The following is a 15,137-nucleotide window of genomic DNA, read 5'->3' on the forward strand; positions in this document are numbered from 1 at the left end:
CGGCGCCGCTTTCAACCGCGATGCGCGAAGGGAGAGGATTTTTCATGGACACCCGGTTCTGCAAGGTCGCGATCGACGACCACGTGATGACGGTCACCATCGACCGCCCCGACCTGCGCAACGCGCTTCACGGCGAGGCCCACTTCGAACTGGCCGAGGTCTTCGACCGCTTCGAGGCCGACCCGGCGCTGCGGGTCGCGATCCTCACCGGCAGCGGGGACAAGGCTTTTTCCGCCGGAGCCGACCTGCGCACGCCGTCAGCCCGCGACGATCCACGCGCCTTCAAGGGAATGCCGGTGCCCGAGACGGGTTTTGCCGGACTGACCTGGCGCTTCGCCCGGCGCAAGCCGGTGATCGCGGCGGTCAACGGACTGGCGCTGGGCGGGGGGTTCGAGGCGGCGCTGGCCTGCGACATCATCGTCGCCGCCGAGCACGCCGAGTTCGGCCTCACCGAACCGCGCGTCGGCCTCGCGGCGCTGGGCGGCGGCATCCAGCGCCTGGTCCAGGAACTCGGCCCCAAGCGCGCCCATGCCATGCTGCTGACCGCGCGCCGCATGTCCGCGCGGCAGGCCCACGAATGGGGGCTTGCTGCCGAAGTCGTGCCCGCCGAGGCGCTGCCCGGCTGCGCCCGGCGCTGGGCCGGGGAGATCGCCGCCTGCTCTCCCGCCGCGATCATCGCCACCAAGGCGGTGGTGAAGTCCTGCCTCGACCTCGGCGTGGAAGCGTCGAACCACGCGATGTTCGCGCTGCCCGAAGTGCGCGCGATGCTGGCCGGTCCGGACGCGCGCGAGGGCGGCATGGCGCTGTTCGAAAAGCGCGCGCCGGTCTGGGCGGATCCGCGATAAAGCCTGTCCCGCCGAAGAACCGTCTGGAAATTCGCGAAAAGCGAATTCGCGGCACCAGCCCGCATCCGCGTCCGTGGATCAAAACTACAGCAACAAGGTCCGAATTAACTTCGATTAAACGCGCCTGTGACAAAGGATTGTCGGATAGTGCCCCGCGCAAGGAAAAGACATGCGGCACGCGTCGAGGATCATCACTGCAGCACTTCCAGCCCTGTTCCTGGCCGCGCACGCCGGGTCGCTGCTGCTCGCCGCGCAGACGGCCACCCGGCTCTCGTTCGGCTGGCTGATCGCGGCGCCGGTGCTGGCCGCGTTCGCATGCCTGTGGCGGGCCTGGAAGGACGGCCCGGAAGGCTGGTTGCCCACCGGCCTGGCGATGCTGCTGTGGGCCGGCGGGATGGCATCGACGATGATCGCCACGCTGTTCTTCGGCATCATCCACGAAGACCAGCTGAGCATGCTGCTCTACGTCCTCTACGGCGTGCCGCTGATCTTCGCGCTGGCCAGCCCGGAAGACGAGCACTGGCGCGTGCGACTGGTCGATGCCGCGCTGGCGGCGGCGCTGGGCTATCTCTACTACATCCACGTCGACAAGCTGATGCCCGACACCGGCGCGCCCTCGCACGAGATGGCGGCGCTGCTGCGCATGTTCGATATCGAGAACCTCTACGTCGCGCTCTTCGCCTTCATGCGTTTCCGCGCCCGCACCGGCCAGCGCGCGCCGTTCTTCCGGGCGATCACGGTCTATGCGGTGGCCTACCTGCTGTGCGCGGGATACATCAACCACTTCCAGTCGGCCGCCGCCTATGGCGGCTGGACCGACCTGCTGATCGACCTGCCTTTCGCGCTGCTCGCCTGGCATGCCCTTGGCGCGGGCTACCGGCAGGGCCTCGGCCCCGCCGCCAATGCCCAGGCCCTGGCCCGCATCGTCCGCGCGGGAGGGCCGCTGCTGATCCCGGCAAGCCTGCTGACGGTCTCGGCGCTGCTGGTGTCCTACGATCCCGTCATCGCCATCAGCGGCTGCATCGCCGCCTCGCTCGGCTATGGCCTGCGCACGATGCTGGTGCAGCTGCGCAACTTCGAGGAGCAGGACGAACTGGCGCGGCTCTCGCACGTCGATGCCCTCACCGGCATCGCCAACCGGCGCCGGTTCGACGAAGTGCTCGCCCGCGAATGGGCGCGGCGGCGGCAGAGCACCGGCCAGCTGGCGCTGCTGATGGTCGACATCGACCACTTCAAGCAGCTCAACGACCAGTTCGGCCATGCCGTGGGTGACGAGCGCCTGCGCTCCGTCGCGGTCGTGCTGGCGGCCTGCGCCCGGCGCGACAGCGACCTCGTCGCCCGCTACGGCGGCGAGGAATTCGCCGCGATCCTGACGGGAATCGAACCGCAGGACGCGGCGGTGATCGCCGAACGCATGCGTGCCTCGGTCGAGGCGCTGGCACTGCCATCGGGCGCGGAGCCCGGCGCAGGCGCGGCGGTCGTGACGATCAGCATCGGCCTTGCCTGCGCGCAAGTGGCCGATGGCGAGGTGGCCGCGCTGGTCGCCGCCGCCGACACCGCGCTCTACGATGCCAAGCGCGGCGGCCGCAACCGCGTGGCCCGGCGCCACGCGGCGCACTTGCGCCCGGTGGAAACACCACCCTCGGCCGACGGCCGCGCGGCTTAAAATCCAATCGTCATTGCGAACCCGGCGTAGGTCGGGGGCGCAATGACGAAAGGGGTGGTTCAAACCAGTGTCTTCACGCCTCGCGAAGACACCCGATGGCTCAACCGTTGGCGACCACTACCGAGCGGGTGTTGAGGTAGTTGTCCATGGCCTCCGGACCGCCCTCGGTGCCGTAGCCCGAATCCTTGATGCCGCCAAACGGCAGCTCGGCCGAGGACGCCGCCGAAGTGTTCACCCACAGCATCCCCACCTCGACCCGGCGCGTCAGCAGGTCGACGTTGGCGAGGCTCCCGGTGAAGGCATAGCCCGCAAGGCCGAACGAGAGGCGGTTGGCCTCGGCGATCGCCTCTTCCAGCGTCGCGAAGCCGCGAATGCCCGCGACCGGGCCGAACGGCTCGTCGTTGAACAGGCGGGCGTCGAGCGGAACGTCGGCCAGCACGGTCGGCGCCCAGAAGTTGCCCGCCTCGCCGATACGTGCGCCGCCGGCCATCAGGCGCGCACCGCGCGCCACGGCATCGACCTGGAACTCCTCCATCGCCGAGAGTCGGCGCTCGTTCGCCAGCGGCCCCATCTGGGTGCCCTCGGCAAGGCCATCGCCCACCGTGATGCCCTGCGCCAGCGCGGCCAGCGCCTCGGCGAAGCGCTCCTTGACGCTGTCATGCACCAGAAAGCGCGTCGGCGAAATGCACACCTGCCCGGCATTGCGGAACTTGGCGGCGCCGACGGTGCGCACCGCCAGGTCGATGTCGGCATCGGCGCAGACGATCACGGGGGCATGCCCGCCCAGCTCCATCGACACCCGCTTCATGTGCCGGCCGGCCTGCCCCGCCAGCAGCTTGCCCACCGGGGTCGAGCCGGTGAAGGTGATCTTGCGGATGATCGGGCTGGCGATCAGGTACTCGGAAATCTCGGCGGGATCGCCGAACACCAGCCCCAGCACGCCTTCGGGCAACCCGGCGTCCTGGAACGCGCGGATCAGCTCGGCCGGGCTGGCGGGCGTCTCCTCCGGCGCCTTGACGATCATCGAGCAGCCCGAGGCGAGCCCCGCGGAAATCTTGCGCACCACCTGGTTGATCGGGAAGTTCCACGGCGTGAAGGCCGCGACCGGACCGACCGGATCCTTGACCACCATCTGGCGAACGGAGGGGTTGGTGCGATGCGGCACCATGCGGCCATAGACGCGGAAGCCTTCCTCGGCGAACCACTCGATGATCTCGGCGGCGGCCAGCGTCTCACCCTTCGCCTCGACCAGCGGCTTGCCCTGCTCCTGGGTCAGCAGGCGGGCCACGGCATCGGCCCGCTCGCGCAGCAGGCGCGCGGCCTCGCGCATGATCCTGCTGCGCGCGGCGGGCGTGAAATCGCGCCAGACCTCGAAGCCGCGCTGCGCGGCTTCCAGCGCGCGGTCGAGGTCCGCACGGGTGGCATGGGCGACGCGGCCGATCTCCTCGCCGGTGGCCGGATTGCGGACCCCGATCGTGCGGCCATCGGCGGCATCCTGCCACGAACCGTCGATGAACAGGCGGGTATCCAGATAGGCCATGCGTCAGATCTCCAGGAGCTTGCCCGAAGGCGCACCGCCATCGGACCGGGACAGCCGCCATATCGGCACCGCGCCCGCGATACGCAACCGGGCGCAACGGGAAAAATGCCCCGTAAAAAACCCGTCAGCGGCGGCGGCGCAGCACCACGTAGATCGCGCCCTGGCCGCCATGGCGGCGATGCGCGCCTCGGATCGAGACGATGTCGGAGGCATGTTCGCTGGCGGCGAGCCAGTCGGCGATCTTGGCCCGGATCGCACCGCGTGCGGAACCGCGATCGGCGGCATCGACCGGACGGGCCTTGCCGGTCACCACCAGCACCACGCGCGCACCCATCGCCCGCGCCTGCACCAGCCCGTGCATCAGCCGCAGATAGGCCTGATCCAGATTCGAACCATGCAGGTCCAGGCTGAAATCGGGAACCAGCGTGCCTTTGGCGATGCGCTTTTCCCATGATCCGTCAAGCGGAGCCGGCGCCCCGGACGGGGCCGCGCCCGGCACGGCAGGCGGCGCCGGCCGGGGCGGCAGCGGAGGCGGGACGCGGCCCTTGACCTTGCGCGGCGGCGGCTTGGCGGCCTCCTTGGGAAGCGGCGCGGCCACGTGCGGTGGCTCGGGCTCCTTCGCCGCGCGCATCGGCGTCAGCGGCTTGACGGTGCGCGCGACCTGGGCCCAGACGGCCTTCTCTTCCGCCGTCAGCCGGCGGCCGGGTCGCTTCGCCCCATGGGTCATCGCGCGCCGAGGCGGGCCAGCACGCCCTTCGGAAGCAGGATCAGCGCCGAGCCCCGGCCGCTCATGCCGCCGGCGGTGGCGCGCGCCTGCGCACCCGCGCCCCAGAACGTGTCGAAGCGGTTGGTGCCCTTGATGGCCCCGCCGGTGTCCTGCGCGATCCACAGCCCGTTCGCCTCGCGCCGGTCGAGATCGAGGTACACAGGGGCACCGAGCGGCACGTAGCGGGGGTCTGCCGCCACCGAACTGCGCGCACGCACCGGCACGTTTAGCGCGCCGAGCGGGCCGTCACCGGTCAGCACCTTGAAAAACACCCACGACCGGTTGCGCTCCATCAGGGCGCGGCCTTCCGCCGGGTGCTCGGCGATGTACTGCATGATGCCCTGCATCGAGCCGGAGTACTGGCCGGGACCGGCGCCGACCAGCCCCTGATCGCGCATGACCCCGCCGATGCCGGTATAGGGCAACCCGTTCTGCCCGGCATAGCCGATCCGCGTCACCGTTCCGTCCGGGCCGACGAGACGGCCGGAACCCTGGACCTGGAGGAAGAAGAACTCGACCGGATCGGCGACCCAGGCGATCTCCAGCCCCTTGCCCGCCAGCGCGCCGGCATCGATCTGCGCGCGGTCGAAATAGGTCGTGAAGGTGCCGTCCGGCGCATAGCGGCCCAGCGGCATGCGGCCGTCCTTGAGCGGCGCGGCGTCGCCCGGCTTCGCGCGCACCAGATCGCGCGGGAAGGCGTAGACCGGCACCGTGTAGCCCGGCAGCGGCGTACGCGATCCGGCGATCTCGGGCTCGTAGTAACCGGTGGCATAGGAACTGCCGTCGCCGATCCGCGCGGTCTCGAAGAAGCTGGCGAAGAATGCGGCCGGCGATCCCGCGCCCCAGTTGACGGCGGCGGTGCAGGCCTGGCGCCACTCGTCCGGGCGGGTCAGCCCGCTGGCATCGCTGCGCGAGGTCAGGCGCGGGCAGCTCTCTCGGAACGAGGCCAGCGCGCCCGCCGCATCGGCCGGTTCCATCGCCAGCGCGCCGACGGCGGGGCCGCGCCGCACGCCCGCGACAAGCGCGTTCTGCGGCGGTGGCGGTGTCGGAGTGGTGGCGGGGCCCTGTCCCGAAGGCGGGCGCGACGGGCGCGGACCGCCGGTCGTCGGAATGATCCCGCCGCAGGCCGCCACAGTCGCCAGCAGGCCCGAAAGCAGGAACGCCCGCGCCGCACCGCGCAGCGATCGGCGGGCAAGGCGCCCCGCCACAACCTCAAGCTGCAAGATTACCCTCCCCACAAAGCGACGCCCCGCGCGGGGTGGCGCGGGGCGGATCAGGATCGATCGGTCCGATCCCCAAGCGGGGATCGACGCCGAGATCAACCCCCAGTCAACCCAGGGTCAACCTTCGTCGGTCTCTTCGAGCAGCCAGTCGGGATCAGGCGAGTTCACGGCGCGGCCAAACGTCCAGACGTCGATCGCCTCGATCGCGTCGTCGAGCGATCCGGCGACGACCTGGCCATCCGCATTGCGGGTGACGGCGGCGATGTCGGCGCGCAGGCGCAGGGTGATGCGGGCATAGCCGTCTTCCACGCCGGCCGCGACGAATGCCGTTTCCTCGATGCGGATCAGGCGATTGTCGAGCGTCTCCCCGGCCTCGGTGCGCGCATCGATGGCGGCGGCGAAACCGGTGTAGACGTCTTCGTCGCAGAGCTGGCGCAGCTGTGCCTTGTCACCGTTCCAGAACGCCTCGAGAATCATGCGGTAGGCGCTGCGGGCGCCGTCGAGGAAAGCGGCGGCGTCGAACCGGCGATCGACTTGCGCGATCTCGGCCAGGCCGCGCTCCACCGAGGGGGGCGCGAGCGGCACCGTGCGCTGGCGCTGCTGCTGATCTGCACGTCCGCGTTCGTCGGCGCGCTGGTCCGGACGCGACGGCGCCGCGACCCGCGGCGCGCCCGGCTTCTGGCCCTGGCGTCCTTCGAGACGTCCCTGGATGGGCTCCTCCTCATGCTCGGCACGGCGGCCAAGCACGGAGTAGAGCCGCAGGCCAAGGAAGGCTGCGATCATGGCCAGGATCACTATTTCCGGTGTCACGTCCCTAAATCCATCCTTACTGCGCGTGCCGCCCGATCACTTTCGCCTCGGGCGCCGGAGACTCGAATGCGCCTGCGGTTCAGCACATGAACATAGCCCCAGATAGGTACGCATTACAAATGAACAACGCGTGAGCGGCTCGTTCGGGGCATTTTTTCGCCGGATCGAGCCTGCCTGCGCCGCCTGCGCCCAGCATCGGAACACTGCATCTACAAATTTCCGGACGCGCAGGTGTTCCCCGCGCCCGCAAAATGTTTTACGCGCCGCCGCTGAACTTTTTTCAGATTCCATTGCGGGACACATGAAGATGGCCGACGAAGGCAACATCATTTCCGACCTCAACCTCGACAACGGCGAAGACAGCGCGCCGGCGGCCGGCATCATTTCGCAGTACGTGAAGGATCTCTCGGTCGAGAACCCGAACGCGCCCGAGAGCTTCTCGTGGCAGGACCAGCCGCAGATCGACGTGCAGTTCAACATCGGCGCCCGCGCGATCGAGGGCGAAGTGCATGAAGTCGAGCTGAAGATCACCTGCTCGGCTCGCACCGACGCCGGCGTCAGCTGGGCGGTGGAGCTGAGCTACTGCGCGCTCGTCGGCATGCGCAACCTCGAGGAGGGCCAGGCCCACGCATTCCTCTTCGCCGAAGCACCGCGCATCCTGTTCCCCTATGCCCGCCGCGTGGTGTCGGACGCCGTGCGCGACGCCGGCTTCGCGCCGCTGATGCTGGAGCCGATCGACTTCAACGGCCTCTACATGCAGCAGCTGCAGGCACAGGCCCAGCAGGCCGAGACCGGCATGGGCGAGCCGGTCGGCAACGCCTGAACCCGTTACCGGGCGGGGTGCCAAACACACCCCGCCTCCATATTCTTCGTCACCCTGAACTCGTTTCAGGGTCCATCGTGCCGATCAGGCCGCCGGTCGAAACCGCGAAATGGACCCTGAAACAAGTTCAGGGTGACGTCGCGAATGAAGGTGGCGCTGAATGACGGGAGCCGGGGCGTGACAGGAACAAGGGGCGCATGAACCTCGCCAAGGCCCTCGCCAGCGTCGGCGGACTGACGCTCGCCAGCCGCGTGCTCGGCCTCGTACGCGACAGCCTGTTCGCGCGCTTCGTGGGCGCCGGGTTCGCCTCCGACGCCTTCCTGATCGCCTTCCGCCTGCCCAACATGTTCCGCGCGCTGTTCGCGGAAGGGGCCTTCGCATCGGCCTTCATCCCGATGTTCAACAAGAAGGTGGGCGACAAGGACGGCGCGGGCCTGCCCGCCGGCATCCTCTTCGCCGAACAGGCGCTTTCCGTGCTGCTACCCGTGCTGATCGCGATGACGGTGCTGCTCGAAGTGCTGGCCTGGCCAGTGACGCTGCTGCTTTCGGGCGGCTTCAACGACGTGACTCACGAACAGTTCGCCTTCGCGGTGACGCTCAGCCGTTACACGATCCCCTATCTCGCCTTCATCAGCCTCGTCTCGCTGCTCGGCGGCATCCTCAATTCGCTGAGCAAGTTCTGGGTCAACGCCGCCGCGCCGATCCTGCTCAACCTGACGCTGATCGTCGCCCTGCTGGGCTTCCATTCGGCCGACCCGCTGCTCACCGCGCGCAACCAGGCGATCGGCGTCTCGGTCTCGGGCGCGCTGCAGCTCGCCTGGCTGGTCTGGGCCTGCCGCGCCAACGGGGTGTCGATGCGGCTGCGCATGCCGGTGTGGAACGCCGACGTGAAGCAGCTGCTCACGCTGATCCTGCCCGCCGCCGCCGGCGCCGGCGCGGTGCAGATCAACCTGCTGATCTCCACCGCGATCGCCGCGCGCCTGCTGGCGCATGGCTCGGTGACCTACATCTACATGGCGGACCGGCTGAACCAGCTGCCGCTCGGCCTCATCGGCATCGGCCTTGGCACCGTGCTGCTGCCGACGATCTCGCGCCAGCTCGGCAGCGGGCAGGAGGCCGAGGCGATGGCGACGCAGAACCGCGGCCTCGAACTCGCGCTGCTGCTCACCCTGCCCGCCGCCGCCGCGCTGATCGTGTGCGGCGGACCGATCGCCGCCGCGCTGTTCGGCTACGGCAAGTTCGACGCGAACGACGTCGCCCGCACCGCCGAGGCGCTGGCCGCCTTCTCGATCGGGCTGCCCAGCTACATCCTCGTGAAAGTGCTGACGCCGGGCTATTACGCGCGGCAGGATACGAAGACGCCGGTGCGCTACGCGATGATCTCGATGGTCGCGAACCTCGTCGGCAATCTCGTGCTGATCGTGCCGCTGCAGCACATGGGGCCGCCGCTCGCCACCGCCCTCGCCTCCACGCTCAACGTCGCGATGCTGTATTACACGCTGGTCAAGCGCGGCCACTTCACCGTCGATGCGCGCCTGAAGCGGCGCGCCCCGCGCCTCGCCCTCGCGGCGGCGGCGATGGGCGCGGCGCTGTGGTTCGGGCAGGAACTGATGATGCCTTACGTCCATGGCACCTGGCTGGTGCGCGGGATCGCACTGGCGGTGCTGGTCTCTGCGGGCTGCGCGGTCTACGCCGTGGCCGCCGTCGCGACCGGCGCCTTCACCCGCGCCGACCTTGCCATGCTGCGCCGTCGCAAGCCCGCCGCCTGAGGCCTTCCATCCATGAACGAACATGCTATGAGCCTTGGCCATGCAGGATCGTTCGATCTTTCTTTCGCTGGCGCCCGGTTCGTGGCGATGGCACCGGGTCGCGCGCGTTTCGCGCTGACCCTTCCTGCATCCGTGCCCGGTCCGGGCGCAATCCACACATCCTTCGACAACTGACTTAAGGACGCGGCCATGCGTATCGTCTCGGGCATCCAGCCCACCGGAAACCTGCACCTCGGCAACTATCTGGGCGCGATCCGCAACTGGGTGGCGATGCAGGACCAGGTCTCGGCCGAGGGTGGCCAGTGCCTCTATTTCCTCGCCGATCTTCACGCGATCTCGATGCCGCACGTCCCCGCGGACCTCGCCGCCAACACGCGCGAGATGGTGGCGGCGCTGGTCGCCTGCGGGATCGATCCCGACCGCTCGATCCTGTTCAACCAGGCGCAGGTGCCCCAGCACTCCGAGATGCAGTGGCTGCTCAACGGTACCGCGCGCATGGGCTGGCTGAACCGCATGACGCAGTGGAAGGACAAGGCGGGCAAGAACCGCGAAGGCGCCAGCGTCGCGCTGTTCACCTATCCGGTGCTGCAGGCGGCCGACGTGCTGCTCTACCAGGCGACGCACGTGCCGGTGGGCGACGATCAGAAGCAGCACCTCGAACTGGCCCGCGACATCGCGCAGAAGTTCAACAACGACTTCTGCGCCGAAGACGCGCCGCTGTTCACCCTGCCCGCGCCCTATATCCCGCCCGAGGCCGCGCGGATCATGTCGCTGCGTGACGGGTCTTCGAAGATGAGCAAGTCCGACCCTTCGGACATGAGCCGCATCAACATGACCGACGATGCCGACACGATCATGCAGAAGGTCAAGAAGGCCAAGACCGATCCCGAGCCGCTGCCTTCGGACAAGGCCGGCCTCGAAGGCCGGGCAGAAGCGAAGAACCTCGTCTCGATCTACGCGGTGATGGCGGGCACCACCGTCGATGCGGTGCTGGCCGATTTCGGCGGCGAGGGCTTCGGCAAGTTCAAGCCGGCACTGGGCGAAGTGCTGGTCGAGAAGCTCGCCCCCATCAACGCGCGCTTCCTGGAGCTGCGCGAGGACCGCGAGGCGCTCGACGCGATCCTGTGCAAGGGCGCGCTCAAGGCCCGCGAACTGGCGGTGCCGACGCTGCAGAAGACCTACGAGGCGCTCGGCCTGGTACGGGGTTGAGATTCGTCTGGAAAATGCCCGGCGGGCGTTTTCGTAGCGGCACCAGCCCACGCCCCACCCGACCACCCAAAGGTAGTATCCTGCGGGCGGTCGGGTGGGCTGGTGCGGCCAAATCCGCCCAAGGCGGATTTGCAGACAGGCGCTAAATGCCGAGGAGCTTCGCGCGCCGCCGGATCCAGGGTTCGGCGAGCGCGGAGACTTCTCCCAGTGCCTCCAGCCCTTCTCGATCCTTCTTGTGGTCTCCGGCGATCAGCAGGCCGAAGACGCGGCGCACGCTCCATTCGGGGAACGGCCGGTCGATCAGTTCCAGGCCGTCGCCCTCGCCCACTTCGCCTTCCTCGATCACCCGGTAGTACCAGCCGGCGCGGCGCGAGGTGACGCAGGCGCCGTTGACTTTCGCGCCATCAAAGCGGTGGTCCAGCTTCCAGCAGGGCTGGCGCCCCTGGCTCACCTCGACCAGCGCGCTGCCCAGTCGCCAGCGATCGCCGATGCAGATGGCGTCCTCGGTCAGCCCGGCGGTCGAGACATTCTCCCCGAAGGCGCCGTAATCGGCCAGCAGCGGATGCTCGCCGATCGCCTCGCGCCACCAGGAATAGTGATCGTGCGGATAATGATGGATCGCCTTGTCGGGGCCGCCATGGACGGTGAGATCGGCCTGGCTGTCGCCGTCCAGGCCAAGCCGATGCACCCGCACGCGCCCTTCCACCGGCGTCTTGGCGATGGCGCTCGGCTCGCCGGGCCCACGAAACGGAGCGACTTTGCCGCAAAGTATGGAAAGAATGGGGAACGGACTCGTCATGACCGTGCTTCTTTCCTACATGAGAAGCAGGCGATCAAGCCGTGATGCCAACCCCGGTGGGGTGGATGCGGGATGAACGCGGGCACGACCCGTCGCTCGTCCAAGTCCATTCAACCCCTATTCAGGGCGTTGATTTCACGACAGGATCGTCGAAGAAACGAAGGCCGCGCCGGAGTGGGGCGTCATGGGCTCTTCGGGTTCGTGGAGCAAAGATGATGACACACCATTCCGGATCGCAGATCGGCCGGCTCAGACTGGCCGCAGCCGCCATGCTGCTCATGGCGCTCGCCGCGTGCGCGACGCCTTTCAAGGCGGACGTCTCGCGTTTCGCCACCCAGTTGCCGGCACCGCAGGGCCAGAGCTTCGCGATCGTCGCCGGCGATCCCAAGCTGGCCGGCGGGCTGGAATTCTCCCAGTACGCCTCGCTCGTGCGCGATCGCATGGCCAAGCTGGGCTATACCCCGGTCGAGGATCCCGCCAAGGCCACCCTGCTGGTGCGCTTCGACTACGGCGTCGATAACGGCCGCGAGCGCGTGCGCAGCACCGGCGTCGGCATGGGCGGTCCCTGGGGCGCTTGGGGCCCTTACGGCGGCGGCTTCTATGGCCGTGGCTTCTACGGCCGCGGGTTCTACGGACCCGGCTTCGGCTGGGGCGGCCCGTGGCGCTATGGCTGGTATGATCCGTTCTTCGACAATTCGATCCAGTCCTACACCATCTACACCAGCGGCATCGACCTGAAGATCGACCGCGCCGCCGACGGCCAGCGCCTGTTCGAAGGCAAGGCCGAAGCCGTCTCGACCTCCAATCGCCTGCAGTATGTCGTGCCCAATCTGGTGGAAGCGATGTTCACGAATTTCCCCGGGAACTCCGGAGAGACCGTGCGCATTACAGTCGCGCCCGAGAAGAAATAAGCACGAAATCTGACAGGCTCCTCCCTGCAAAGAGCGGGAGACACCGAGGGACGGGTCCGCTGAAATACTGCGGGCCCGTCCTTTTGCTATGGGGCATCAGGCGCTATCTGGCGCCCCATAGGATTTGTTGATGCATAATTTCATGGCCATCCTCTCGCAGCTGTTCTGGGGCGTCACCATCGGCGCCTTGAGCGCTGCGTTCGAGACGCTGGCCAAGGGCGCGATGATGATCGGCGGGCTTGGCGGCGCGGGATGGTATGGCCTGAAGTGGCGCAAGTCCCGACGCGAGCGGGACGGCAAGGGCAAGGACTGAGGCTTTTGTCCTGGCTCGTTGAATGGATCTTCGAAGGCCTTATCGAAGCAACCGCCGAAGCGATCCACCACCGTTATGGCTGGGGTGGATGCGCCTCGCTGATCCTGTCGCTCGTCGCGGTGATCGGGGCCTTGCTGTGGTGGAGCGGAGTGTTCAGCTCCGCCACCTGAATCAGCTCCCCAGCGCGACTACGCCGCCGGTGGAGCCGAAACCGCCCTCACCCCGCGCCGTCTCGTCAAGTTCCTCGACGGCCACCCACGAAGCGCGCGTCACGGGCGCCAGCACCAGCTGCGCAACGCGGTCGCCGCGGCGGATGTCGAAGCCTTCGGCGCCGTGGTTGATGAGGATGACCTTGACCTCGCCCCGATAATCGGCCTTCAGGTCACCGGCTTGGGTGAACCCTAGATAGGATAGGGGTGTTTTCAGGTTCACCCATTTTCTTTGGGTGAACCCGCCCCCCGGTTCGTGACGGTTGTTGGTAAGACCGACGTCCATTCTGGACGATCGGTTGACTTCGAAATTTATTTTCGAAGTCAACCGATCGTAACCGCCGAAGGCGGCAACCCGCTCACCACATGCACGGGCCTCGGTGAGAGAGCGCCTACGGGCACGCCGAGGAGCGCGGGTGACCGGGCTAAAGCCAGGTACTCTACCGCTCGGATCCCTCTTGGAGGGTTGCAGTCTATGAGACGCAGTTGTCACTTTAATGCCTTCTTTCAGTTCCGTTAAATCCGCTTCCACTTCTTAAGCGCTAGCTAGCGCCTACTTGGTTTGGCGAGGTGATTTGCTGGAACCTCGCCACCTCAAACGCCGGTTGAGCCGAACCCACCCATCCCACGGGAAGTGGTGGCCGAAAATTCTTCTACCACACGGAATGTGGGGCGTATGATAGGCAGGAAGACGAGTTGTGCGATGCGATCGCCGGGGTTAATCGTCACTGGATCGCTTCCAGGCGGGGTACGCAGCCACGTGCTAACAAAAATCTGATTGGCATAATCAGCGTCGATTGTGCCGACAGACTGGCCGAGAATGACGCCCTTCTTGTGACCGAGCCCCGACCTTGCGAGAAGGAAGGCAACGACGTTGGGGTCGTTCATCAAAATCGCAACCCCAGTTGGAATCAGCACCGCATCCGCTTGAGGGCGGAGTTCCAGCGGCGCTTCAAGGCACGCGTACATGTCGATGCCAGCTGACATATCGGTCTGGAACGAAGGAAGGCCCCACTCTCGGACTCGCTCATCGATGACACGCAATTCAAATTCGGCGGTGTTCAATTCATTTCCTCTACGAAACTTTGTCTTTCAAATGCGGCTATGTGATCAGGTTAGCCCAACCTCGCTGGGCTATAAAGGGGGGGCACGAACACGTCTCTAACTTCCGAGGAGACAGCGCAATCTAACGGACGCCCACGCGTCCGTTAGAAGCGTTGTATTCCTACGTTTGTGGGGAATTCCGGGCTATCTGGCGTGTCGGATTGATCACGCACTAATGATGTCGGTGTGCAAAAAAAGTCCTATCCAACGGATAGGGTGTGGGCAGACGGAGTCTTTCGCCAACTCATAGGCAACGCAATCGTGAAAATTCTGCCCTGCGCGATACACGTCCTCAGCCCATCGCGCCTGAACATCTGCGATCCGTTTGCGGGAGCCGCCGTCACTGGCATCACGTCCAACCCAAGGTCATCAAGAAGCGCCCCGGCTTCTGCTTGGAGGCTTCAAGATCTAGCGAGGAAAAGGGTTTCAGCCAGTGTGACCGACGAGATGACGATATCGCTGCTCGTCTCGTTGACCTCGTATCAGCCCCAGGCCTTGGAGGTCTTGACACGCCGAAACGTTCCCTGTCTGTTCTAGGTATGCCTCAACCTCGAGACACGCGCATGCCAACGTTCACCAAACCGATCCCGTCCGACACGCTTGACACTTGGTTACTTTCTTGGGAGCCCAAGAAAAGTTTGGTGAACGAAGGTGTTATTGTCGATGCTGATTGCGGCTGGGCAATCCAAGGCGAAGCTAATATTTTGCGTCGCTTCTGGGCTGATATCTTGTCATCCACAGTACGGGCGATCCGCTGGATGATTAGCATCGGCTTTGAAACGCTCATCGACGATTCATTAGCAAAGATAACGAATGTCACTCAGCTCAAGGATCTGCTGAACAAGCGGGTTCTTAGCTTAGTTAATGACTTCGAGGGAGGTAAATGGCGGCACAGCCAGTTTCAAAACTATCTTTGGGACAACATAGCTCAAACCGCCCTATCGGAACGTGAGCGCTTGGCTTTGGTCAACCAAAGCCATTCTACCCTAGTGGCAGCTGCCCGCAATCTAAGGCTCACTGACAGTAATTGCTCACGGGGTCAGCAATTGGGCTCTGATCAGGCGACCACGAACCTGCCGTCGACGAGTTCGCGGATAGCTACGAGGGCCGATTTGCCGCTGAGACGGGCGGTTCCGGTGACGGAGCGATA

The 15,137-nt window shown here is 66.5% G+C and carries 14 protein-coding genes and 2 pseudogenes; 9 read left to right on the forward strand and 7 right to left on the reverse strand.

Translation table 11 applies throughout. The annotated features are described in order from the left end of the window. Positions 1–44: 44 nt before the first annotated feature. Positions 45–845 carry an enoyl-CoA hydratase-related protein gene (locus tag V2S85_RS20715; protein WP_330704711.1) on the forward strand — a complete coding sequence of 267 codons (801 nt, stop codon included), beginning with the start codon at positions 45–47 and terminating at the stop codon, positions 843–845. Positions 846–1,014: 169 nt separating this feature from the next. Then, entirely contained in the window at positions 1,015–2,511 is a 1,497-nt protein-coding gene (locus V2S85_RS20720; RefSeq protein ID WP_330704712.1) for a GGDEF domain-containing protein, read from the forward strand. A gap of 100 nt (positions 2,512–2,611) precedes the next feature. Here the strand turns inward: V2S85_RS20720 and V2S85_RS20725 are convergent, their stop codons facing one another. From V2S85_RS20725 to V2S85_RS20740, 4 genes are all read right to left on the reverse strand, one after another. Beyond that, positions 2,612–4,051 carry an NAD-dependent succinate-semialdehyde dehydrogenase gene (locus V2S85_RS20725; RefSeq protein ID WP_330704713.1) on the reverse strand — a complete coding sequence of 480 codons (1,440 nt, stop codon included), beginning with the start codon at positions 4,049–4,051 and terminating at the stop codon, positions 2,612–2,614. 124 nt (positions 4,052–4,175) lie between these two features. After that, positions 4,176–4,778, reverse strand: coding sequence for a Smr/MutS family protein (locus V2S85_RS20730; RefSeq protein ID WP_330704714.1), 603 nt, complete (start codon positions 4,776–4,778; stop codon positions 4,176–4,178). After that, on the reverse strand, positions 4,775–6,040 hold the full coding sequence (locus tag V2S85_RS20735) for a murein transglycosylase A (protein WP_330704715.1): 1,266 nt from the start codon (positions 6,038–6,040) through the stop codon (positions 4,775–4,777). The genes V2S85_RS20730 and V2S85_RS20735 overlap by 4 nt, the downstream gene beginning before the upstream one ends. 117 nt (positions 6,041–6,157) lie before the next feature. After that, on the reverse strand, positions 6,158–6,850 hold the full coding sequence (locus tag V2S85_RS20740; protein ID WP_330704716.1) for a Tim44/TimA family putative adaptor protein: 693 nt from the start codon (positions 6,848–6,850) through the stop codon (positions 6,158–6,160). 307 nt (positions 6,851–7,157) lie between these two features. On the opposite strand from V2S85_RS20740, the gene secB reads away from it, so the two are divergent. The 3 genes from secB (at position 7,158) to trpS (ending at position 10,651) form a co-directional block, all read left to right on the forward strand. Then, positions 7,158–7,673: a protein-export chaperone SecB gene (gene secB, locus V2S85_RS20745; RefSeq protein ID WP_330704728.1), complete on the forward strand. Its 516-nt coding sequence runs from the start codon at positions 7,158–7,160 to the stop codon at positions 7,671–7,673. Between the two features lie 197 nt (positions 7,674–7,870). Then, positions 7,871–9,442 carry a murein biosynthesis integral membrane protein MurJ gene (murJ, locus tag V2S85_RS20750; protein ID WP_330704717.1) on the forward strand — a complete coding sequence of 524 codons (1,572 nt, stop codon included), beginning with the start codon at positions 7,871–7,873 and terminating at the stop codon, positions 9,440–9,442. Positions 9,443–9,631: 189 nt separating this feature from the next. Then, positions 9,632–10,651 (forward strand): tryptophan--tRNA ligase, encoded by a 1,020-nt coding sequence (gene trpS / locus V2S85_RS20755; RefSeq protein WP_330704718.1) that lies wholly within the window; start codon positions 9,632–9,634, stop codon positions 10,649–10,651. Positions 10,652–10,793: 142 nt separating this feature from the next. On the opposite strand, the gene V2S85_RS20760 is transcribed toward trpS, so the two are convergent. Beyond that, positions 10,794–11,450: an MOSC domain-containing protein gene (locus V2S85_RS20760; protein WP_330704719.1), complete on the reverse strand. Its 657-nt coding sequence runs from the start codon at positions 11,448–11,450 to the stop codon at positions 10,794–10,796. Between the two features lie 215 nt (positions 11,451–11,665). On the opposite strand from V2S85_RS20760, the gene V2S85_RS20765 reads away from it, so the two are divergent. The 3 genes from V2S85_RS20765 (at position 11,666) to V2S85_RS20775 (ending at position 12,844) form a co-directional block, all read left to right on the forward strand. Next, entirely contained in the window at positions 11,666–12,361 is a 696-nt protein-coding gene (locus V2S85_RS20765; protein WP_330704720.1) for a DUF4136 domain-containing protein, read from the forward strand. Positions 12,362–12,491: 130 nt separating this feature from the next. Continuing rightward, on the forward strand, positions 12,492–12,674 hold the full coding sequence (locus V2S85_RS20770) for a hypothetical protein (protein ID WP_330704721.1): 183 nt from the start codon (positions 12,492–12,494) through the stop codon (positions 12,672–12,674). Positions 12,675–12,679: 5 nt separating this feature from the next. Then, complete coding sequence (locus V2S85_RS20775) at positions 12,680–12,844, forward strand: hypothetical protein (RefSeq protein ID WP_155986275.1); 165 nt, start codon at positions 12,680–12,682, stop codon at positions 12,842–12,844. Between the two features lies 1 nt (position 12,845). On the opposite strand, the pseudogene V2S85_RS20780 reads toward V2S85_RS20775, so the two are convergent. Both V2S85_RS20780 and dut read right to left on the reverse strand, forming a co-directional pair. Further along, positions 12,846–13,061: pseudogene (locus tag V2S85_RS20780) on the reverse strand (dUTP diphosphatase); the annotation flags it as partial. Positions 13,062–13,477: 416 nt separating this feature from the next. Beyond that, positions 13,478–13,948 (reverse strand): dUTP diphosphatase, encoded by a 471-nt coding sequence (gene dut, locus V2S85_RS20785; RefSeq protein ID WP_330704723.1) that lies wholly within the window; start codon positions 13,946–13,948, stop codon positions 13,478–13,480. A gap of 602 nt (positions 13,949–14,550) precedes the next feature. On the opposite strand from dut, the pseudogene V2S85_RS20790 reads away from it, so the two are divergent. Beyond that, positions 14,551–15,137, forward strand: a pseudogene (locus tag V2S85_RS20790) (hypothetical protein); the annotation flags it as partial.

This window comes from Novosphingobium resinovorum (genome assembly GCF_036352595.1).
Lineage (GTDB): Bacteria > Pseudomonadota > Alphaproteobacteria > Sphingomonadales > Sphingomonadaceae > Novosphingobium > Novosphingobium resinovorum_B.